Raw genomic sequence first — 20955 nt, forward strand, 5'->3', positions numbered from 1 at the left:
GCAAATCAAATGAAGATTTTCATTGATTTTCTCATACGGCTAATTCCACCACGCAATAGCTTCTAACGACTGGATTTGACTTTCCGTGAACCGGCTTTTTACCACCTTGCACGGATTGCCGACAGCGATGCTGTACGGGGAAATGGTTCCGGCCACGACGCTGCCCGCACCTATCACGGATCCGTCGCCGATATGGCTGCCCGGCAAAATCAACACATTTCTGCCTATCCACACATCATTGCCGATGACAATGTCACCGCGCCGCACGCTGTTTCCCTTTCCAAGTGCGGAAAAAGAGGGAAACTTGTCCAACTCTTGATAAAAAGCATAAGTTGAAATCCATTTCGTGTGATGATTTCCTCCTAATACAATCTGACAGCCTGCGGCAATGCTGCAATATCTACCAATATGCAATGTACACTCGTTGTCATATTGATGTATGATGGGAACTCCATGTGTTTCTACACCATCTACAAAAACAGTCTGACCGTCGTCAATGTGGTAGAAGGTACTGTTGCCATATTTTCGCCAGGTTCTTATCTTTTTGTATTTCGCCCACAAGCGATGAATTAGGAAGTTCATATCTTCTTGCGTAAATAGTTTATAATTCCCAGTTTTGAGTTTAAATCCATAAAGGCAATCAGCGAGGTGACAACAACAATAGCGCTGCCTACCGTATACCGGATGATTGATGACGCGTAAAGCGATACAAGACTCGCAGCAATCAGCAAGATCATATACAAGCCGACTTTTATGAGTATTTGTTTGTCGAAATTGAATAGGTAGCAACGGCGGCAGGCAAAATAGGTTTGAAGCAAATAAATTAGATAGGCGGCAAGAAACGAAATGCCAAGACCTGACAATTCGCCATAATGAAACCCTATCATGTTTAGCACCAAGGTATATGTCACGAATGTCAACTGATTGATAAAATAACCTTTGGAGTCGCCTTTTGCAAGAAAAGCTATGCTTATTGTTTTGGCGGGGACGTAAAAGTACATCGACAATGCCGCAAGTACCATAAAACTGCTTGCCAACTGAAATCTCTCCGAATAAAAGACATAAATCACCGCTGGCGCGAAAATGACGAAAACCGCGATAATGGGGGATAGCAGCAACACCAGCATTTCGATTTGCTGATTGATGGTTCTGTTGAAATTGTCCGTATCGCTTTCCATCGAGCATAAGCGTGGATAGTAGTCCTTGTCAATGGCCGAGACAATCATGCCGAGATAGGTATTGACCAATGAGAACGAAGCAGTAAACAGACCTACGATGAAAACACTCGATATCTGTGAAATGAATATACGGATAGTATATCCTGCCAGCGACGACAAGGCACCGCCGAGTGAAATAAGCATCCCCATTTTAAACATTCGTTTCCCCCTCTGCCAGATTTCTCTTACGGAAAGGGCAACCTTGGGAAGGGATATCAACTTTGCATAATAGCAGGAGAACAGCAGGTTTAGCATTGCAGTAGATATAATCACCGGCACAATGGCCTTTACACCCCACAACCAATAGAGCACAACGGTGACAACCAACCCCAAGGTATTCGACCAAATGTTCAGTCGCACCATGAATTTGTACTTTCTCAACCCTGTCAATAATGCACCCTGTCCTGTTATAAGTTGGTTGACAAGTAATGAAAAGCCGGCAAAAACAAACGCAATAGTATAATCTGGATTCCCAAATGCAGAAATGCTCAAGTATTTTGCGCCACATACACATAACACAGTCGCTACAAGTCCTGTGATCCAAACAAAACGATTCAGCGCGCGATATACTTTCGCCACTTCTGTCATGTCGTCCTGGACATGGGCAATATCTTTGACAGAACTTGTGCCGAGTCCGCAGTTTGTCACCATTTCAAGAGACGTAAGGGTGGAGGTAATCAAACTGTATATACCAAAACCGCTTGGACCCAGAAACAGGGCACTGCATTTTGTGCGAATGACACTCAGCAGAATTTTATATATCTGTAATCCGCCAAAAAGTGCAATGCCTTTTGCCGAAGTCTTGTATCCCTTATTCTTATCGACACTATTCATCTTGAACCCGTTATCTGCTTTCAGCGGGGCTCCCGACAGTCAACCCACATATTTTTGTACCATTCCGCAAACTTCCTCAAGCCGACTCTTAGAGGTGTTGCAGGCTTGAAGCCGAAATCTTCTTCCAAAGGGGTGATGTCGGCATATGTTACCGGGACATCTCCGGGCTGCATGGGCACAAACTCTTTGTGCGCCTCAAAATCATAGCCGACAGGCAAAACTCCAGCGCGCACTAACTCTTCTTGCAATATGGTAACGAAGTCCAGTAAATTTTCGGGGCGGTTGTTGCCTATATTATAGACCTTGTAAGGCGGGACAGGCAGGCCGTCTTCGCCGTTGCTCTGTTCGGGTGCGTGCTGCATCACACGCACAATCCCTTCCACAATGTCGTCGATATAGGTGAAATCGCGCTGGCAATTGCCGTAATTGAATATCTTGATGGCTTCTCCTGTCACTAATTTCTCCGTGAAGCCGAAGTAGGCCATATCCGGCCTCCCTGCCGGGCCATATACGGTGAAGAAGCGCAAACCCGTAGAGCGGATGTTGTAGAGCTTGCTGTATGCATGTGCCATCAGTTCGTTGCTCTTCTTAGTGGCGGCATAAAGGCTTACGGGGTTGTCCACCTTGTCGTCGGTGGAGTAAGGCACTTTCCTGTTACTGCCATACACGCTGCTGGAACTGGCATACACCAAGTGTTCCACTCCCGTTCGGCCATTGTCGTAAGAATGACGGCAAGCCTCCAGGATATTGTAGAAACCTGTCAGATTCGACGCGACGTAGGCATCCGGATTAATGATACTGTAGCGAACTCCTGCTTGTGCGGCGAGATTGACAACCACGGACGGACGGTATTCTGCGAAGAGGCTGTCTATTGTGGATTTATTTGCTATATCTCCTTTTACAAACGAAAACGATGGATGGGACGAGAGGTCTTTCAGCCGTTCCTCTTTCAGGCGGACGTCGTAGTAGTCGTTCATATTGTCGATGCCTACCACCCTGACGCCCGCAATATCGCGCAGCAACCTTTTGGATAGGTTAGCACCGATAAAGCCGACCGCACCCGTAACCAGTATGGTTCTGCCTTCCAGTGTTATGTTTTTTGTGAGCATGTTCTTGTTCTTTGTCTGTTTCCGGTGTTCAAAGAGATTTCAGTCTCTTCTGAATATGTCACGGGTATATACCTTTTCCTGCACATCGTCCAAATAGGCATCATAGCGGTTGGCGATAATGGCCTGGCTTTGTGCCTTGAATGCTTGCAGGTCATTTATCACACGGCTGCCGAAGAAGGTGCTGTCATCCTCCAATGTCGGCTCATAAATGATTATTTCAGCTCCTTTTGCCTTGATGCGTTTCATTACCCCTTGGATGGATGATTGGCGAAAGTTGTCGCTGTTTGACTTCATGGTCAGGCGATAGACTCCGATAACGCATTTCTTTTCCTCTTTGGAATTGAAATCGCCCCGATTGTAATAGTCGTAATAGCCGACTTTGTTCAGCACACGGTCGGCAATGAAATCCTTGCGGGTACAGTTGCTCTCTACAATGGCCTGTATCAGATTCTCTGGAACATTCGCATAGTTGGCAAGCAGTTGTTTCGTGTCTTTGGGCAGGCAGTAACCTCCGTAACCAAATGACGGGTTATTGTAATGTGTGCCGATACGAGGGTCGAGACTCACGCCATTGATGATAGCCTGCGTGTCCAATCCTTTCATTTCGGCGTAGGTATCCAACTCATTGAAATAGCTCACACGCAAGGCTAAATAGGTGTTGGCAAACAATTTTACGGCTTCAGCCTCGGTCAGTCCCATGAAAAGAGTATCAATATTATCCTTAATAGCTCCTTCCTGTAACAAGGCGGCGAAAGTATGCGCCGCTTCGTCCAGACAGGCATTGCCCTCCGGCCTCCCCACAATGATACGGCTGGGATAGAGGTTATCATATAAAGCCTTGCTCTCACGCAGGAACTCCGGTGAAAAGATGACGTTTTCCGTATCAAATTTCTTTCGTACACTCTCGGTATAACCAACCGGAATGGTACTCTTAATGACCATAATGGCATTAGAGTTGACGCTCTTTACCAACTCGATGACTTCTTCCACATGAGAGGTATCGAAATAGTTCTTTACCGGATCGTAGTTGGTGGGGGCGGCAATGACGACAAAGTCCGCGTCGCGATAGGCTGTCGCACCATCGAGAGTCGCTGTCAGGCTCAGTGGTCTTTCCGCCAAGTATTTCTCTATATATTCATCCTGTACAGGAGACTTGCGCTGGTTAATCAACTCTACCTTTGCGGGAATGACATCCACGGCCGTCACTTGATGGTGTTGTGCCAGCAGCGTAGCAATGCTCATCCCGACATAGCCTGTTCCTGCTACGGCTATTTTGAGGTCTTTGTCATTGTTCATTGTAATTTATTATTGAATATATGACTGTGAAATATTGAATTGGTAAAGAATTGTTAATTTGGTATATCTTTATCTTCATACATCTCCTTATAGTATTTTTCATATTCACCGGAAGTGATGTTGTCCATCCATTCTTGATTCTCCAGATACCACCGTACCGTTTTCTCAATTCCTTCTTCAAACTGCAAGGAAGGTTCCCATTGCAATTCTTTTTGGAGTTTGGTGGAGTCAATCGCATAGCGGACATCGTGTCCCAAACGGTCGGGCACATAGGTTATCAGGGCCAGGTCTTCGCCTTCTTTACGGTCTAACAGGCGATCAACAGTCTTTATCACTACCTTGATAATGTCGATATTCTTCCACTCGTTGAAGCCTCCGATATTGTAGGTCTCTGCCACCTTGCCTTCATGGAAAATTACGTCGATGGCACGGGCATGGTCTTCCACAAAAAGCCAGTCGCGTACGTTCTCGCCTTTGCCATAAACGGGGAGTGGCTTGCGATGACGGATATTGTTGATGAAAAGCGGTATTAGCTTTTCCGGAAACTGATAAGGCCCGTAGTTGTTGGAGCAGTTGGTGATGATCGTTGGCATTCCGTAGGTATCGTGGTAAGCATGGACAAAATGGTCGCTGCTTGCTTTCGAGGCGGAATAAGGGCTGTGCGGATTGTATTTCGTTTCTTCGTAAAAGAAATCGTCTCCGTATGCCAAATGATGTTCAGTAGAAGATGCTGTGGTGGTAAACGGAGGTTTGATACCTTCGGGATGATTCATCGCCAATGCCCCGTACACTTCATCGGTAGAGATATGGTAGAAACGTTTGCCCTCATACTTTTCCGGTAAGGACTCCCAGTATAATTTGGCGGCTTGCAACAAAGAGAGAGTTCCCATTACATTGGTGCGGGCAAAGGTGAAAGGGTCTTTGATACTGCGGTCCACATGGCTTTCGGCTGCCAGATGGATAATGCCGTTTATGTGTTCCTCCTGCATCAGTTTGTAGAAAGCCTCGAAGTCGCAAATATCCATCTTTACGAACTTGTAGTTGGGCTTATCCTCGATGTCTTTCAGATTAGCCAAGTTTCCGGCGTATGTCAACTTATCCAAGTTAATGATGTTATACTCCGGATATTTGTTAACGAACAGACGCACTACGTGACTACCAATAAATCCGGCACCTCCGGTGATTGCGATATTTCTCTTTGCCATATTAGTTTTCGTTTTTAAGGTTCGTGATGCATTTTTTCAGCGAATCCGTCCAATAAGGAATCCGGATGCCGAAAGTCTTTTTAATTTTTGTCTTATCCAAAACCGAATAAGAGGGGCGTATGACAGGACTGGGAAATTCGCCGCTGTGGCAGGGATGTATATCACAGGCGGTTGTGCCGTTATATCCGGCAATCATTTTGGCGAAATCATACCACGAGCAAACTCCTTCGTTGGAATAGTGGTAGATCCCCGTCTTGCTATACCGTTCATGTGCCATTTCTTGGCTGTAATCAGTCAATATACATTTAATGGCTTTTGCCAGATCGAGTGCATAGGTCGGTGTACCGGTCTGGTCGAACACTACTTTCAACTGCGGCTTAGTAGCTGTCAAGTTCATCATCGTCTTGCAGAAGTTCTTGCCGAACTCACTGTACAGCCATGCTGTACGGATGATGATATACTTGCATCCTGTGGCAATGACCTTTTGTTCTCCGTGCCGTTTTGTCAGACCGTACACGCCCGTAGGAGTACCTTGCTGCTCTTCATTGCAAGGAATATTATAAGGTTCCTTGCCAAACACATAGTCGGTGGAAATCTGGATCAGCAGTCCGTCAACTTCTTTCATTGCTTTGGCAAGGTTCTCCGGAGCCTCTGCGTTAAGTTTTTCAGCTAATGCTTTATTATTTTCGGCGGCATCCACATTGGTATAGGCGGCACAATTCACAACGGCATCTATCCGGTAATCCGTCACCATTTTCCTAATGGCCTCCCGATCCGTTATATCCAGATAGAGGGTTTCTACGCCTTCCGCCTGATTAACATCGGTGAAGAAATACCGATCGTTACTGCTTTGGGCCACTAATCGCATTTCGTTGCCGAGTTGTCCGTTGGCTCCTGTTACAAGTATATTCATCGTTCAAATTCGGGATAAAGATCGATATTGTAATCGAAAGGAGAATCAAAATCCTCCAAGCATATGTGCTTGATATCTTTTTCGGATAGAATGGCATTCTCCATTGGAATTTGCCAATCGATACCCAAACTTTCATCCTTGATATTGATGCCTCCATCCGCTTTTGGGGTATAGAAATTGTCACACTTGTATTGGAAAATAGCAGTTTCGCTTAATACGGAAAAACCATGTGCAAAGCCGCGCGGCACGAAAAACTGGCGGTGATTATCTTCGGTCAGTTCCACTGCCACATGTTGTCCATAGGTGGGACTGCCCTTACGAATATCCACTGCCACATCCAATACACGCCCTTTTACGCAACGTACTAATTTGCTCTGGGTAAAAGGCGGCCGCTGGAAATGCAATCCACGCATCACCCCATAGGAGGACATGCTTTCGTTATCCTGCACGAAGTTGATCTTTCGTACTTTTTCTTCAAATTCTCGTTGCGAGAACGATTCGAAGAAATAGCCTCTTTCGTCCTTAAAGATGCGCGGCTCGATAATCACCACACCCTCTATATCAGTCTTAGTTATATCCATAAGTCAGTCCAGATTTTCCTTGACCGTGTGTGTCACTTCATCGATTACTTTCAATAGATATCGGCCGTATTGGTTCTTCTGCATCGGTCGGGCCAGTTCAGCCATTTTTTCTTTGTCGATCCACCCTTTGCGGTAGGCTATTCCTTCCAGACACGCTATTTTCAATCCCTGTCTTTTCTCAATTACTTCAATGAAAATGGATGCCTCCGCCAGTGAATCGTGCGTGCCCGTATCCAGCCACGCGAAGCCTCGTCCCAAAGTCTGTACTTGCAACCTTTTTTCTTGCAGAAATGCTTGGTTGACTGCAGTGATTTCCAACTCACCCCGTGCAGAGGGGGTGATATGCTTGGCGACATCGACGACTTTGTTTGGATAGAAATAGAGCCCTACGACTGCATAGTTTGATTTCGGGAGTGCAGGTTTCTCTTCGATCGACAGGCAGTTGCCGTCCGCATCGAATTGCGCTACACCATAACGCTCCGGATCGTTGACCCAATAACCGAATACTGTTGCCTGGGCTGCCTCTTCCGCATTCCTCACGGCTTCTTTCAGCAGTTTGGAAAATCCCGTTCCATGAAAAATGTTGTCACCTAACACAAGACATACGGAATCATTTCCGATGAACTTTTCTCCGATCAGAAAAGCCTGCGCCAAACCATCGGGCGAAGGTTGTTCGGCATATTCGAAATGCACGCCGTAGTCAGAGCCATCGCCTAAAAGTCGTCTGAAGCCGGGAAGGTCGTGAGGAGTGGAAATGATAAGTATCTCCCGTATTCCAGCCAGCATCAACACGGAAATGGGATAGTAAATCATCGGTTTGTCATAAATTGGTAGCAACTGCTTGCTGACTCCCTTGGTTATGGGATAAAGACGGGTGCCGGAACCTCCAGCCAAAACGATTCCTTTCATATCGTTAAAATACTTTTTCGGATTTTGTTTTTCATTAGCGTTTGGGAATAAACTGTGCTTGATTTTTCCGAGTGTAAATCACTCCCGATTAAATCATACATCCCGAATTTCAGAAGTTGTTCGGCTTTTTCTTGGATATGTTTTCCATATGTGCCGACTATTGAGAAGAGATTGAGCTGCAACTTCACCCCCATGTCTTTTACCCGTTGGTATTCTTTTTTCTCCATATAGACATACCGTTCCGGATGTGCGAGGACCGGATAGTAGCCTTTTGCTTTGATTCGCTCCAATATGCCGTACAAGTCCATCGGCGGATTGAAATAACTGGTTTCTACCAGTAAATGGTCACCATTCTTGCCCAATGGCAATAGGTCATTCTTTTCCAGCCGTTCCTCGAAGAGGTTATCGAGCATGTTTTCCGCGGCGAGGTGTAGTTCAACGGTTCCCGAATAAGAGGCTTGCAGTTTGGTGAAACGTTTCCGCAGATGAGCGGTGGTATTGGGAATGTCCTCCATGATGTGCGGCGTGAGCCATACAGATTTTATTCCCAGCTTTTCGTATAGATGCAGAATTTCCAAAGACTCTCCCATTGTCCGCACACCGTCGTCCACATCCGGCAGAATGTGGCAGTGCCAATCGGTGAACCCGTTGAAAATGCCGCTGTCCTGCAATGAAACGCGCTTTCTGAACGGCCAGAGATTCATGGTTTCAATCATTTAACGACCAGCCATTTCCCCCCCCCTCCGCTTCTCGTCGGAGCCATAGTGGTATCCTGAGCCGTAACCGTAGTGATAACCGTAACGGTAGCCGTATCTGTATCCGTAACGGCCTCCGCTCTCTTCGGTGCCGTTCAGGATCATGGACATATTCTTGTACTTTTTCTCGTCGTAGATCTTTTCCAGCTCAACGAGCATGCTCCGTTCGAGCAGTCCGGCGCGGATCACGAAGATAGTCCGGTCTGCCAGTTTTTCGATGATCTGCGTATCAGCGACCAGCTCGATCGGCGGACAGTCAATTAGCACGTAGTCGTATTGCTCCCTTACGGTATCGATCGTTTGTTTCAACCGATCATCGAACAACAGTTCGGTCGGATTGGGCGGTATGGTTCCCACGGGCAGGATATTCAGATGCTTGTGGTTCGTGTCGGTTACGATGACGTCGGCAAGACGCACCACGCGCCCGCCCAGATAGTCGCTCAATCCCAGTTTAGGCGAATTGACGTAGGCGGAACTGGACGCGTGGCGCAGGTCGCCGTCGATAACCAGCACTTTCTTTTCCTTGATGGCAAGACTTACGGCGATGTTCATAGTCAGGAAGGATTTGCCGCTGCCCGGGTTGAACGAGGTTATAACGATGACATTCGATTTCCTATCTTTGCCGATCATGAACTCCAAATTGGTGCGTAGCACCCGGAAAGCCTCGTTGATGATGTCGCGGCACCCTTCCCGAACCACGATGGCTTTCACATCGGCCGCTTTGTTCCTGAACAATCCCTTTTTTCGGTGTGTAAAGAGCGGGATCTCGCCGATGAACGGTACGGTAATGCCTTCCAGGTCTTTGCGTCCCCGGATTCTCGTGTTCATATTCTCCCTCAGGAAGATGATGACTACCGGGATAAGCAGTCCCAATGCGATTGCTACCAGCAGGATGTTTTTCCGGACCGGTGCCGTCGGCTGCATACTGCCGCTTGGCGGGGTGACGATGCGGGTGTTGTAAGCCGTGAATGCCTGCGACAGCTCGTTTTCCTCGCGTTTTTGAAGCAGGAACAGATACAGTGCTTCCTTTACTTTCTGCTGACGTTCCACCGAAAGCAGGTATTTTGCCTGGGTGGGATTGGCCGCGATACGGGATGTCGTCTGCTGTTCGCTTCGCTGTAAACTCTCGATCTGTGCATTCAACGTCACGATCTGATTGTCGATGGACTGGACTATGGCATGTCGCATGGCGGTCAAAGCCTGATCCATATCCACGACCAGCGGGTTTTGCGTACTGCTGTTGGCAACCAGACTGTTGCGCTGCAACAACTGTCTGTTGTATTCTGCGATCTGCGATTCTATGTTGGCGCTTTCTATGCCCGAGTTGGCCGGAAGCAGTTGGTTTTTATTGGCGTCGTTAGTTAGATAGTTTCGGATGTAACGCGTCATGTAGAGCTGGTTGTTCAGCGTGAGTATCAGGGCGTTCGTCTGATTGCTCTGCGCCATGTACATACTGGAAGCCGCCTGCACGTCCGGTAGCAGATGTTCGCTCTTGTACGACGATATGTCCTCGTCCACGTTTCCGAGCTCCCGCTCGATCACCCTCAAACGTTCGTTGATAAACATCGAGGTGCTGACCGCGATTTGGTTTTTATCCTTTACCCAGTTCTCGTTGTAAACGGAGATCAGCGTATTGAGGATATCTTCGGCACGCTGGATGGAATGATCTCTGAATGTAAGGTTGACGATCGATGTCTTTTCGCTGCTCAGGGCTACGGACAGGTTTGAGGAGTACTGCCCCACTGTTCCGTGCAGGCTGCTGCGAAAGACATACAACGTATACGGTTCTTTGCTTTTATAGTAAGGTGTGGTCTCTATTTTCAGGATTCCCAGAGGAGTGGTTATCGTGTCGGACAATCTTCCGGAGATCTCGTCGTCGAACTCATTGCCGTTGCGGGTGAAATCGGAAAGCCGGACGGTGCTGTCTGGCTGTACCTGTAAGGTGAAACCGACGGATTCGTTTTCGGACAGACCATTTATCGAGACGTTGACCGGGAGGGTCGGACCATAGGCGACCTGTCGGTGGAATCGGCCGGGAACGGTGTAGTTCATATCCAGGTGCAGGCGTCTCACGACCTCGGTCATCACGGCCGGAGATTGGAGTGCGACCAGTTCATTGTTTACGTTGGTGCTTGACTGGAACAATCCGAATTCTGAGAAAGATTCCAGGTCCGAAGAGACCGATTTGCCTTTCGAATCGTCTTTGATCAATACCGATGCCGTCTGGGTATAAACCGGAGGGGTTCGTAGCAGGTAGAAGACGGCGATGCCGACTGTCACAGCCAGTGACAAAACAAACCATTTCCATTTGGACAGGCACAGATACAATAAATCCTGTACCCGGATGAAATCATCTGTCTGTGTCGGTCTTTTTTGATTGATGGACATATTTTAATCTCTCTTATTTCACGATTAATACGGTGATGGTTGTCAGCAGCGAGGCGAGCGACATCCAGAAAGACGCGGAACGGATGTTGTTTCCATTCACGGTAGCCTGTCGTGCCCGAACGGAATTGGGCTCCACATATACGATGTCGTTCTGTTGCAGGTAATAGACCGGGGATGAGTAGAGGTCGTGTCCCGAATTCAGGTTGACTTTGTAAAGCACCTTTTTCCCGTTCTCGTCGCGCTGGACCAGCACGTTGTCCCGTTTGCCGTAGACCGTGAGGTCCCCGGCCATGCTGATGGCATCCAGCAGTGTCAACCGGTCCTTGTCGATATTGAAACGTCCGGGATGGACGACCTCGCCTAAAACGGAGACGGTTAGGTTCATGAACTCGACCGTTACGACCGGGTCTTTGACCAGGTCTTGCGAGATCAACTCGTTCTTTATATGAGCGGCGATCTCTTCGCGGGTCATTCCGGCCACATGGACTGGTCCCAATACCGGAAAGTCAATGTTGCCGTCCTTATTTACTGTATATCCGGAGATGCCCTGACTATTTGAAGAAGAGGCGGACGAGGTTGTCCCGATCTGTCTGGATACGATGGGAAGATTGAACAGATTGGCCAATAGCGGATCTTTGCTGTTGACCAATATGGAGATCTTGTCTTCCGGACGCACGCGAATTTCCGTGGTGTTCAATACTTCCTTCGCCGTCCCCGGCTGCATATCTTGGAGATAGGCGATTTTCGGAGTGGCGCATGAACTGAACAGCACAGTTGTGGCTGATACCCATAGGATGTTTTTGATTCTCATATTTTTTGTTGAATGATTTATTTTTAATAAGGGAGACATTAAATTCTGTCGATTACTTTCTGTAACCAAATGAAGCTTCTGGTGCGGCTGATGTGGATTCCGTACCCTATCCGACGGATTTTACGCAGCAATTTCGTATTGTGATCCAGATGCCATTGCATGAAATGATACAGCCCGAATGTGGCCAGCAGGCTCATTCCTGCGACAGCATACAACTGTACGTCGATCGTGGCGCCCAACCCTTCCATTAACCACCAGCACAGGACTACCGATACGTTCAGGAACAGAATAGCCAGTGTTGTTGCCATGTGCGAGGCCCCCAATCCGATAAACATGTGATGCAGGTGCGTTTTGTCGGGATGGAACGGCGATGTCCCTTTCAGAATACGTGTTGACATGACGCGCAGCGTATCGAAAACGGGAATGCACAGTACGGCGAGCGTGAAAGGGATCAGCCCCACATTCGCCCCTATGAAAGCCACGCAGGGGGAATCCGTCCGCAGAATCTCGATCACGAAGACCGACATGACGGTTCCCATTACCAATGTACCGCCGTCACCGATGAACATCCGCGATGTTTTCCCGAAGACATTGTGGAAAAAGAACGGGATCAATGCCCCGACCGACACCACGGCCAGAAGCGTCATTTTCATACACCCCGACAGGTAGAACAACGTGCCGAACATTATACAGGCCAGGATGCAGAATCCCGAAGAGAGTCCGTTCACGCCGTCGATCAGATTGATGGCGTTGATGATCCCCACGGAAGCGATGACGGTCAGCGGAACGGCTATCCATCGGGGAATTTGGCCGATGCCCCATAATCCATGGAAATCGTCGATGCAGTAACCTCCTACATGGATCAATAACAGTACGACGAGTATTTCGATCAGAAATCGCAGGGCCGGGGAAAGGTTCAGGATATCGTCCATCGTTCCGGTGTAGAGCATCGCCATCATGGCCATGATGACGATCAGCAACCCCGAGCTGTTTACGACTCCTCCGACGCTTCCGATGCCGATCACAATGCCGAAGAAGATGGCGACACCGCCCAGAACAGGGACCGGAGTACGTTGCAATTTACGAGCGTCCGGATTGTCCACGATGTTTTTCAGTATGGCGATCTTAACCAGGCGGGGATGTATCCAGCCGACCAGAAACAGGGAGATGAAGAATGGAATGAAAATGCTGTAAAGAGGCGACATATATTTAATCTTTATGGGATAGCGGTCAGTTTATGTGCTGCGGCTTTCTATGCCAGTTCTTCCACCTCTACCCTATGCCATTCCCGATAACGCTCGACCGGGAGCTTTTCGGTCATCAGCACCCGGCGGTCCGGTGCAGTGACCCGCAGGATATGACGACGGGAATAAGCGTACAGTTCGGCATCCGAAACTGCGGCCATCACGACGGGGAATGGATAGGTGACGAAACGGATGATCGACGTTTCGCTTTGGGGAAACAACCGGCGCAACTGGTAGGCCGAGTGTTCGAAAGCCATCCAATAGCTTCCGACCCCATAGAGATAGGCGTATCGTTCATTGTCTTTTTCCCGGGCCATGATTTCAGTCTGATGGGTTGACAGAAAGTTCATCAGGCGTAATCCCGGCGCTTCTGCGTCCCGAACAGACTGCTGTCTGTCCGGAATCCCGGCGATTTCGGTGCTTTTCATAAATTGGATGTCGTTGCGGAAGGTATCAGTGTCCCAGCCAGCGGTCATAGTCGTCCAGGCGCCGGATGAGTTGTTGTTTGCTCTTTTTGGGATTCTCTTCCTGCCGCCATTTGTCGATGATCTCGTGCGCCTGGGTGTGGTAAAGGCAATTGTTCGTGCATCCATAGAGCGTCGTGAGAAGAAGTGCGCGGGATTGTTCCGCCTTGATGAGGGGAAGCATCGCCTGAAGAGTCCCGATCAATTTTTTGGATTCCTGACGGTTTCCCGTTATTGTGTAGGCCGGAAGCAGCAATGCGTAGAGTTTACTGCGCATGATGTCGGAATCCATGCGCAGGTTACCGTATTGTTGCACGGTTTCGGCGGCCAGCTGGCGGTCGGCTTCGGTTACTCCGTCTTCCTGACGGCAGAAACGCCCTAATGCCTCGTGCAGTTTTGAGAGCAGACGATCGTTTTCCAGACGGGTATAGATGTGTTTGCCGTCGTCGTTCAGGGCGATGACCTCATATTGCCCGGGTTGTACGCGCAGCAACGGGACCCACATGTAGTTCTCCACGCAGACCATGACATCCCGCTTTCCGGCGCCGGGCTGGATGATGACGCTGGCCTCGGCGCCTTTGAACCGCCCTTCGGTGATGCGTATTCGGTCGCCTTTGATAAGTTGCTCCGGTTTAGGTGTGTAGACGGGGATCACGTTGGAATACGAATCGGCCACCCATTGCAGGTTCGTCATCGCTTCCTCGGAGAGATAGGGATGATATTCGTGTTTTCCGTCTTTGATACGGGGCAGGAAATTGTATTGGGGCAGCCATTGTTTCATCCGGTAGATCTCGTGCTCCGAGGCATGGATGAATACATAGTTATACAACAACGGGCGACGGGTTTCGACAAACCCGCCGTCTCTCTTTTTCATCTCCACATACGAAGGTGCGAAATACTCGAACAATGGCTCTCCGTTTCTGTGGCGGCGTTCGAGTTCCTCTCGCAACCCATTTGCCGGACCTTTGTGGCATGAGGGGAGCACCAGCACATACCATCTGACGACATATGTGTCCCTCATGCGCTCCGGATATGCCGGAGCGGCAGAAACGGATTTGGATTTTTCGAAGGAGCGAGAATCGATTTTCACCGGCTGCACTGGTGAGCCACCCTTTCTCATAAACAATTCAAAGCCATATCGGCGCTGTCGTTAAATGCGCTGATATACAATAGATTAGACGCCCTGTGCGAGAGAATTCTGAAAATATCATCTATTCTCTTCTTTTTTCTAAAAGAAACAAGGTCAAATCCGTGTTCCCATCATTTGACCCTGTCTCGCAACTTAAAGTTATCTCCTTGATTTTAAGGAGAAATACGCAACTTCACTATATGGTTTCTATATAAGAAACCTTTGTTTGAATTAAGTGGTTGATAAATACCAAGATAAGCCTTGCAAATATTTAGATGTGATGCATTTTGTAAACAAAGTGGCTAATTTTCGTACAAAGCACCTGCAGTCTAATGAAGGAATTGGATGCTGAATAGAAAAAACTTATGGAAATTATTTGAAATGGTATCTGGTTGATTTTCAGTGAAATTTCACGAGGGGGGGGGGATTTTTCGAAGAAGATTTAACCAGAATTATTTGGCTGTTTAAGTAAATAAACCTACTTTTGTTGAGTAAAATATGGTCTCTTATATAGAGTCGGTTTTATTCAAAACGGAGCAATTTTGCAATTGGTTTCTGTTTTTTCAAGCATTCTATCGTTCGTTTTGCCGATTCAATCTCAATACTGAGAGCTTTCTGGTATTCACGGGGTACTGACACACCCAAATCGACCGATTTTTACGCCCATCATGGAAAAACAGCAGACATAAGGGCTGGTGTTGTTCTTGTAGATTACGTCCTTGCGGAGTATTACTCTGAAAGTCATTGTTTTGCATCATTAGATGCAGGAGGAAAAACACATTTCCAATGGAGAGTTTTATGGAGAGTCTATGGAGAGTCAGGGCCGTGAAAAGGCTGTTTCAGCCCTCTTTTTCCACCCTATGCAAACAAAAAATCAGCAACCTCATTTCTGTAAGTTGCTGATTGTCAGAGCGGAAAACGGGACTCGGACCCGCGACCTCAACCTTGGCAAGGTTGCGCTCTACCAACTGAGCTATTTCCGCATGGCATGTTTCGTAATTGCGAATGCAAAGGTAGTTAAAAAATCTGAATCTCCAAATTTTTCAATTCTATTTTGCAAATTCTTTACGATCTGCCCTTTCTCCTTTTGCCGTTATTTGAAGACGCGCAGGCGTTCGTCCAGCGGTTCGAAGCTCTTCTCCTGGGGTTCGCCGGCCGGAAGCCCGAATGGCATTTGGGCGATAAGCCGCCATTGTCCGGGCAGTCCCCAGTGTTCACGAACCTCATTGTCGATCAGTGGATTGTAATGTTGAAGCGAAGCCCCGAACCCGGCGTCTTCGAGCATGGTCCATACTGCCAGTTGATGCATTGCCGAGGTGTGCTCGGACCAGACGGGGAAGTTGTCGGCGTAACGCGGGAACTGTTCCTGAAGTCCTTTCACGATCTCCGTGTCTTCGAAATAGAGCACCGTGCCGTAGCCCGATGCAAAACTGCCGTCGATCTTTTTCTCCGTGGCGGCGAACGCCTTTTCTGGGACAATGGCTTGCAGCGTTCGTTTCACCAATTCCCAGAATGCTTTGTGATGTTCGTGCAGCAGCAGCACGAGCCGTGCAGATTGCGAGTTGAATGCCGAAGGGATGTGTTTTACGGCGAAACGCACGATCTCCTCGATCTGCACGTCGTCGATCGGGGATTGGGGCGCCAGTTCGTAATAGCTGCGGCGGTGGCGCAGGGCCTCTTTCAGATTTCTCTCCATAGTCGTATTGTATTAATGTCGAATGCTTTCTTACAAAAATAGCACAACTTCGGGAAAAACGTGCAGAATTCAGGGTGAAATAGTATCTTTGTGTTCGTGAAAAACGCAATTGATCTCTTTTCCGAACTGGGGGTGCGTCTGCGCGGATTCGGCGACGACAGTGCGACGCGGGGCGTTGTGAATGCCGCGTGCCGTGCCAACGGTTGGTTTACGCCTGCCGAGGTTCGTCGTGCTGTCGGGGCGATTGCCCGGGATATGCTGAGCCGCGAAAAACTCGAAGCTTGGTTGGCGAACTACCCTGCCGTGCCGGTCGCCACGCCGCGTCGCGTGCTGGTGGTCATGGCCGGAAATATCCCGCTCGTCGGCTTTTTCGACCTGCTGTGCACGGTCGTCAGCGGCCACTGGTGCCTGATAAAGCCCTCGACCAAGGATACCGTGCTGATGGAGTATATCGTCGGCCTGCTCCGGGATATTGACGATTCGGCGCCTGTGGAATTCTACGACGGAGCGTCATCAGTCGATGCGGTGATTGCCACCGGCAGCGACAATGCCAACCGTTATTTCCGCGCCCGTTATGCCGGGATTCCCTCGTTGCTGCGGGGAAGCCGCCAGTCGGCCGCTGTGCTTTCGGGCAATGAAACGCCGGAGCAGTTGACCGGATTGGCCGATGACATTTGGGCTTACTCCGGACTGGGTTGCCGCAGCGTGTCGCTGTTATTTTTGCCTGAAGGATATGAACCGATGCTTCAGATGCCGGCCGTAAACGGCAAATACAAAAATAATTACCGCCAGGAAAGGGCGGTGCTGGCGATGCAGGGGCATCCGTTCCTCGACCTGGGTGCGGCCGTGGCTGTCGAGCAGCGGAATTTCCCGACAGCCCTGAGCCGGATTTCCTATACGCATTACAAAACGTTGGACGAGGTTGCCGGATGGCTGGCGATGCACGACGAGGAGCTTCAGTGCGTCGTCACCGAATGTCTCCCCCACAGCCGCCGCGCCTCATTCGGGGGCGCTCAGTCTCCCGCGTTGACTGATTATCCCGACGACCGGGATGTAATTGCATGGCTTGCGGGGCTGCATTAAGAAAAAGTATTATATTTGCTATACGGACAAAAAATACATTACTACGATGTCGATGGTTTTCCGATTCCGAATGTTGAGCGACGAGAACGACAACTTCGTGCGTGATTACGAGGTGTTGTACGATATGACGTTGCTCGATTTCCATAATTTCATCCTGCAGTCGCTCGAATACGAGGAGTGCATGGCTTCGTTCTTCACGGCTGACGATCACTGGGAAAAACAACGTGAATTTACCTTCATGGATATGGACGACGGCAGCGAGAATGCCCCCATGGCTATGGAGAAGGTGACGCTGGGGCAAATTATCCACGATCGTCGCGACCGCCTGATCTACCTCTTCGACCTGTTTGGCGACCGGGCTTATTTCCTCGAGTTGACCGGAACCTATGAAGCTGACAAGGATGGCGCTTATCCGCGCGAAATCTACGCACAGGCCGATGCTCCGGACCAGTACGATCCTTCGAAGAACCGCGTGGAGGGTGAAGGTTCGATCTTCAGCGAGGTGATGAGCGATTTCAACGATTTCGAGGGCGACGATAATTACGACGATGCCTACTAAACGGCTGTTGGTCGTCGTCGGTCCGACGGGTTCGGGCAAGACGGATCTGAGCATCCGTCTGGCTCTTCACTATGCCGCGCCGATCCTTTCGACCGACTCGCGTCAGGTTTATCGGGGTATGCCGATCGGTACGGCGCAACCTTCTGTGGAACAACTTCAAACGGTTGAACATCATTTTATTGCTTCGCATGACCTCAAAGACAGGTTGAGCTGCGGCGAATACGAGGTGCAAGCTCTTGGGCGGCTCGAAGAACTCTTTGCCGCGTGCGATTACGTCGTTGCCGTCGGCGGATCGGGACTTTATGTCCGGGCGTTGTGCGAGGGTATGGACGACCTGCCGCAGGCCGACGAAGCCCTGCGGGAAGAGATGAATCGTTGGCTGGCGGAGGAGGGCCTCGGAGCGCTTGCCGAGAAGCTCCGGGAGCTGGATCCGGAGTATTACCAGATCGTCGACCTCAATAATCCGGCGCGTGTGGTGCGTGCGTTGGAGGTTTGCCTCCAAACCGGTATGCCCTATTCCCGGCAGCGCACCGGCGAACGGCGTGAGCGACCGTTCGAAATCATCAAAATAGGCATCGACCTGCCGCGTGAAGTGCTCTACGACCGTATCAACCGCCGGGTGGACCAAATGTTGGCTGACGGACTGGAAGCCGAAGTCCGGGCATTGTACCCTTATAGGGAGTTGAATGCACTCCAGACGGTTGGCTACCGCGAGTTCTTTGACTATTTTGACGGTCGCATCGGCTATGACGAGGCTGTGGAACTGATTAAGCGCAATTCGCGGCGTTATGCCAAGCGGCAGCTCACGTGGTTTCGCCGCGATCCGGAAATCCGTTGGTTTGCACCCGATGACGATGCGGCGATAATCGCCTATGTCGATTCGAAATAGGTAAAACGGCGGATTTTGGATTGCCGCAGCGTTATGTTGCGGATGTTTTGGCAAATCGCAAATATTTTCGTACTTTTGCGTTCGTCTTTCGCCGAAAGACTGCGCCCGGATGGTGGAATCGGTAGACACGCCGGACTTAAAATCCTGTGGCCAGTAATGGCCGTGCCGGTTCGATCCCGGCTCCGGGTACAGAAATCCCGCTTAGTTACTTACTAAGCGGGGTTTTATTATTAAAGGATTCTTTTGATCGGTTTGGCCGGGACTCCGCCGACGATGGTGTCGGGCGGAACGTCCTGCGTGACAACCGCCCCTGCCGCGACGACGGCGTTGTCGCCGATGGTTACGCCTTGCAGGATCGTTGCGTTCGAACCGATCCAGACGTTCCGTCCGAGCGTGATCGGCGCCGGGTAGGTCGTCTTGCGGTCTTCGGGAGCAAGACCGTGGTTGAGTGTGGCGAAGACGACGTTATGCCCGATCTGGCAGTCGTCGCCGATGGTTATGCCGCCGTGATCCTGAAAGTGGCAGCAGGCATTGATGAATACCCTGCTGCCGATATGGATGTTCTTGCCGAAATCGGTGTAGAACGGCGGGAAGACGCGCAGCGTGGGATCGACCTCCCGCCCGAACAGCCGCGAGAGCAGGGCCCGCACTTCGTCGGGCGAGTGGTAAGCGTTGTTCAGCTCGAAGGTGATACGTCGGGCTTGGTCGCTCATTTCGTCCATGAAACGGTGTATGTCGGGCGTGTCGAGCGGGCTGCGCGTCTTCACGTATTCCAGAAAATCGGAGAGTCTCATTCTGTCGCTTATTTCAGATATTCCCGGAAGAAGCCTTCGATCTTGTCGAACGGTATCACCGCCAGGTTGTCGTACAGGTCCACGTGGCTGGCGCCGGGGATAATCAGCAGCTCCTTGTTGTCTCCTTTCAGTTTTTTGAAGGCATCCTCACTGAAATAGCGCGAGTGGGCCTTTTCGCCGTGGATCACCAGCACCGCACTGCGAATCTCGTCGCTGTATGCCAGGATGGGCGTGTTGATGTACGACAGGGCCGAGGTCTTGTTCCAGCCGTTGTTCGAGTTGAGCGAACGGGGATGGTAGCCGCGCGGGGTCTTGTAGTAAGCGTGATAATCCTTCACAAACCACGGAGCATCCTCGGGCAGCGGGTCCACTACCCCGCCGGCAAGCGCATGCGAGCCGTTCTTGGCATCTTCCGTGCGCTGGGCGTTGAGTTGCCGGCGAAGCTCATAACGCGCGTCGGCATCCATCGAATCGAAGTAGCCGTCGGCATTGACGCGGTGCATGTCGTACATCGTCGCCGTTACCGTCGCTTTGATGCGGGTGTCGATGGCTGCGGCGTTGATCGCCAGTCCTCCCCAGCCGCAGATGCCGAGGATGCCGATGCGTTCGGAGTCCACGTCGTCGCGTGTCGAGAGAAAATCGACGGCTGCGCTGAAATCCTCGGTGTTGATGTCCGGCGAAGCGACGTAACGGGGTTCGCCGCCGCTCTCACCGGTGTAGGACGGGTCGAATGCGATGGCGAGGAAGCCCCGCTCGGCCAGCGTTTGGGCGTAGAGGCCCGACGCCTGCTCCTTCACGGCGCCGAACGGGCCGCTGACGGCGACAGCAGGCAGTTTTCCGACGGCGTCTTTGGGCGTGTAGAGGTCGGCAGCGAGCAGAATGCCGTAGCGGTTGCGGAAAGTCACTTTCGAGTGGTTCACTCGGTCGCTTTGCGGGAACACTTTGTCCCACTCACGGGTCAGATTCGGGTTTTCTTTCATGGTCGTATCGGAATGATTGTTTTTGCCATAGCCTGAAAGCGGGTATGCCGCAATCAGGGCCGTTGCCAAGATTAGGATTCGTCTCATGTCGCATTCGTA

Annotated in this window: 20 protein-coding genes and 2 tRNA genes; 4 read left to right on the top strand and 18 right to left on the bottom strand. The window is 50.1% G+C overall.

The features are described from left to right. Positions 1-39 precede the first annotated feature (39 nt). The 16 genes from BLU78_RS01390 to BLU78_RS01465 all read right to left on the bottom strand — a co-directional run bounded on the left by BLU78_RS01390 (position 40) and on the right by BLU78_RS01465 (position 16551). Positions 40-582, bottom strand: coding sequence for a CatB-related O-acetyltransferase (locus tag BLU78_RS01390; protein ID WP_010259494.1), 543 nt, complete (start codon positions 580-582; stop codon positions 40-42). After that, positions 579-2051, bottom strand: coding sequence for an oligosaccharide flippase family protein (locus tag BLU78_RS01395; protein WP_010259497.1), 1473 nt, complete (start codon positions 2049-2051; stop codon positions 579-581). Before BLU78_RS01395 ends, BLU78_RS01390 begins: the two co-directional genes overlap by 4 nt. 20 nt (positions 2052-2071) lie before the next feature. Beyond that, a complete protein-coding gene (locus BLU78_RS01400) occupies positions 2072-3160 on the bottom strand; it encodes an NAD-dependent epimerase/dehydratase family protein (protein ID WP_010259499.1) in 1089 nt (362 codons plus the stop codon). A 39-nt stretch (positions 3161-3199) separates the two neighbouring features. After that, positions 3200-4456 (bottom strand): nucleotide sugar dehydrogenase, encoded by a 1257-nt coding sequence (locus BLU78_RS01405; RefSeq protein WP_010259501.1) that lies wholly within the window; start codon positions 4454-4456, stop codon positions 3200-3202. Positions 4457-4509: 53 nt separating this feature from the next. Further along, positions 4510-5661, bottom strand: coding sequence for a dTDP-glucose 4,6-dehydratase (gene rfbB, locus BLU78_RS01410; protein ID WP_010259503.1), 1152 nt, complete (start codon positions 5659-5661; stop codon positions 4510-4512). A gap of 1 nt (position 5662) precedes the next feature. Beyond that, on the bottom strand, positions 5663-6574 hold the full coding sequence (gene rfbD, locus BLU78_RS01415) for a dTDP-4-dehydrorhamnose reductase (RefSeq protein WP_010259505.1): 912 nt from the start codon (positions 6572-6574) through the stop codon (positions 5663-5665). Next, positions 6571-7155 (bottom strand): dTDP-4-dehydrorhamnose 3,5-epimerase, encoded by a 585-nt coding sequence (gene rfbC, locus BLU78_RS01420; RefSeq protein WP_010259507.1) that lies wholly within the window; start codon positions 7153-7155, stop codon positions 6571-6573. Before rfbC ends, rfbD begins: the two co-directional genes overlap by 4 nt. Positions 7156-7158: 3 nt before the next feature. After that, positions 7159-8064 (bottom strand): glucose-1-phosphate thymidylyltransferase RfbA, encoded by a 906-nt coding sequence (gene rfbA / locus BLU78_RS01425; RefSeq protein ID WP_010259510.1) that lies wholly within the window; start codon positions 8062-8064, stop codon positions 7159-7161. Continuing rightward, positions 8061-8780: a tyrosine-protein phosphatase gene (locus tag BLU78_RS01430; RefSeq protein WP_010259513.1), complete on the bottom strand. Its 720-nt coding sequence runs from the start codon at positions 8778-8780 to the stop codon at positions 8061-8063. The genes rfbA and BLU78_RS01430 overlap by 4 nt, the downstream gene beginning before the upstream one ends. Further along, positions 8781-11207 carry a GumC family protein gene (locus tag BLU78_RS01435; RefSeq protein WP_026020584.1) on the bottom strand — a complete coding sequence of 809 codons (2427 nt, stop codon included), beginning with the start codon at positions 11205-11207 and terminating at the stop codon, positions 8781-8783. Positions 11208-11220: 13 nt separating this feature from the next. Then, positions 11221-12018, bottom strand: a complete 798-nt coding sequence (locus BLU78_RS01440; protein ID WP_026020585.1) for a polysaccharide biosynthesis/export family protein — start codon at positions 12016-12018, stop codon at positions 11221-11223. A gap of 38 nt (positions 12019-12056) precedes the next feature. Further along, complete coding sequence (locus BLU78_RS01445; protein ID WP_010259519.1) at positions 12057-13223, bottom strand: MraY family glycosyltransferase; 1167 nt, start codon at positions 13221-13223, stop codon at positions 12057-12059. Positions 13224-13270: 47 nt separating this feature from the next. Then, positions 13271-13612, bottom strand: coding sequence for a hypothetical protein (locus BLU78_RS01450; RefSeq protein ID WP_231290711.1), 342 nt, complete (start codon positions 13610-13612; stop codon positions 13271-13273). A 103-nt stretch (positions 13613-13715) separates the two neighbouring features. Beyond that, positions 13716-14816, bottom strand: a complete 1101-nt coding sequence (gene nusG, locus BLU78_RS01455; protein WP_026020587.1) for a transcription termination/antitermination protein NusG — start codon at positions 14814-14816, stop codon at positions 13716-13718. A gap of 949 nt (positions 14817-15765) precedes the next feature. Then, positions 15766-15838, bottom strand: a tRNA-Gly gene (locus BLU78_RS01460). Positions 15839-15948: 110 nt separating this feature from the next. Continuing rightward, complete coding sequence (locus tag BLU78_RS01465) at positions 15949-16551, bottom strand: nitroreductase family protein (protein WP_010259549.1); 603 nt, start codon at positions 16549-16551, stop codon at positions 15949-15951. 96 nt (positions 16552-16647) lie between these two features. Here BLU78_RS01465 and BLU78_RS01470 point away from each other — a divergent pair, with 96 nt between their 5' ends. The 4 genes from BLU78_RS01470 to BLU78_RS01485 all read left to right on the top strand — a co-directional run bounded on the left by BLU78_RS01470 (position 16648) and on the right by BLU78_RS01485 (position 19271). Continuing rightward, on the top strand, positions 16648-17634 hold the full coding sequence (locus BLU78_RS01470) for an acyl-CoA reductase (RefSeq protein ID WP_026020588.1): 987 nt from the start codon (positions 16648-16650) through the stop codon (positions 17632-17634). Between the two features lie 46 nt (positions 17635-17680). Continuing rightward, a complete protein-coding gene (locus BLU78_RS01475; protein ID WP_010259553.1) occupies positions 17681-18193 on the top strand; it encodes an IS1096 element passenger TnpR family protein in 513 nt (170 codons plus the stop codon). Next, positions 18183-19082 (top strand): tRNA (adenosine(37)-N6)-dimethylallyltransferase MiaA, encoded by a 900-nt coding sequence (gene miaA / locus BLU78_RS01480; protein ID WP_020692505.1) that lies wholly within the window; start codon positions 18183-18185, stop codon positions 19080-19082. The genes BLU78_RS01475 and miaA overlap by 11 nt, the downstream gene beginning before the upstream one ends. 103 nt (positions 19083-19185) lie before the next feature. Beyond that, positions 19186-19271, top strand: a tRNA-Leu gene (locus BLU78_RS01485). Between the two features lie 41 nt (positions 19272-19312). Here BLU78_RS01485 and BLU78_RS01490 read toward each other — a convergent pair. Together BLU78_RS01490 and BLU78_RS01495 are read right to left on the bottom strand one after the other, a co-directional pair. Then, on the bottom strand, positions 19313-19876 hold the full coding sequence (locus BLU78_RS01490) for a DapH/DapD/GlmU-related protein (RefSeq protein WP_010259557.1): 564 nt from the start codon (positions 19874-19876) through the stop codon (positions 19313-19315). Positions 19877-19884: 8 nt separating this feature from the next. After that, entirely contained in the window at positions 19885-20856 is a 972-nt protein-coding gene (locus BLU78_RS01495) for an alpha/beta hydrolase (RefSeq protein ID WP_010259559.1), read from the bottom strand. Between the last annotated feature and the right edge of the window lie 99 nt (positions 20857-20955).

It is taken from the genome of Alistipes timonensis JC136 (genome assembly GCF_900107675.1).
GTDB lineage: Bacteria > Bacteroidota > Bacteroidia > Bacteroidales > Rikenellaceae > Alistipes > Alistipes timonensis.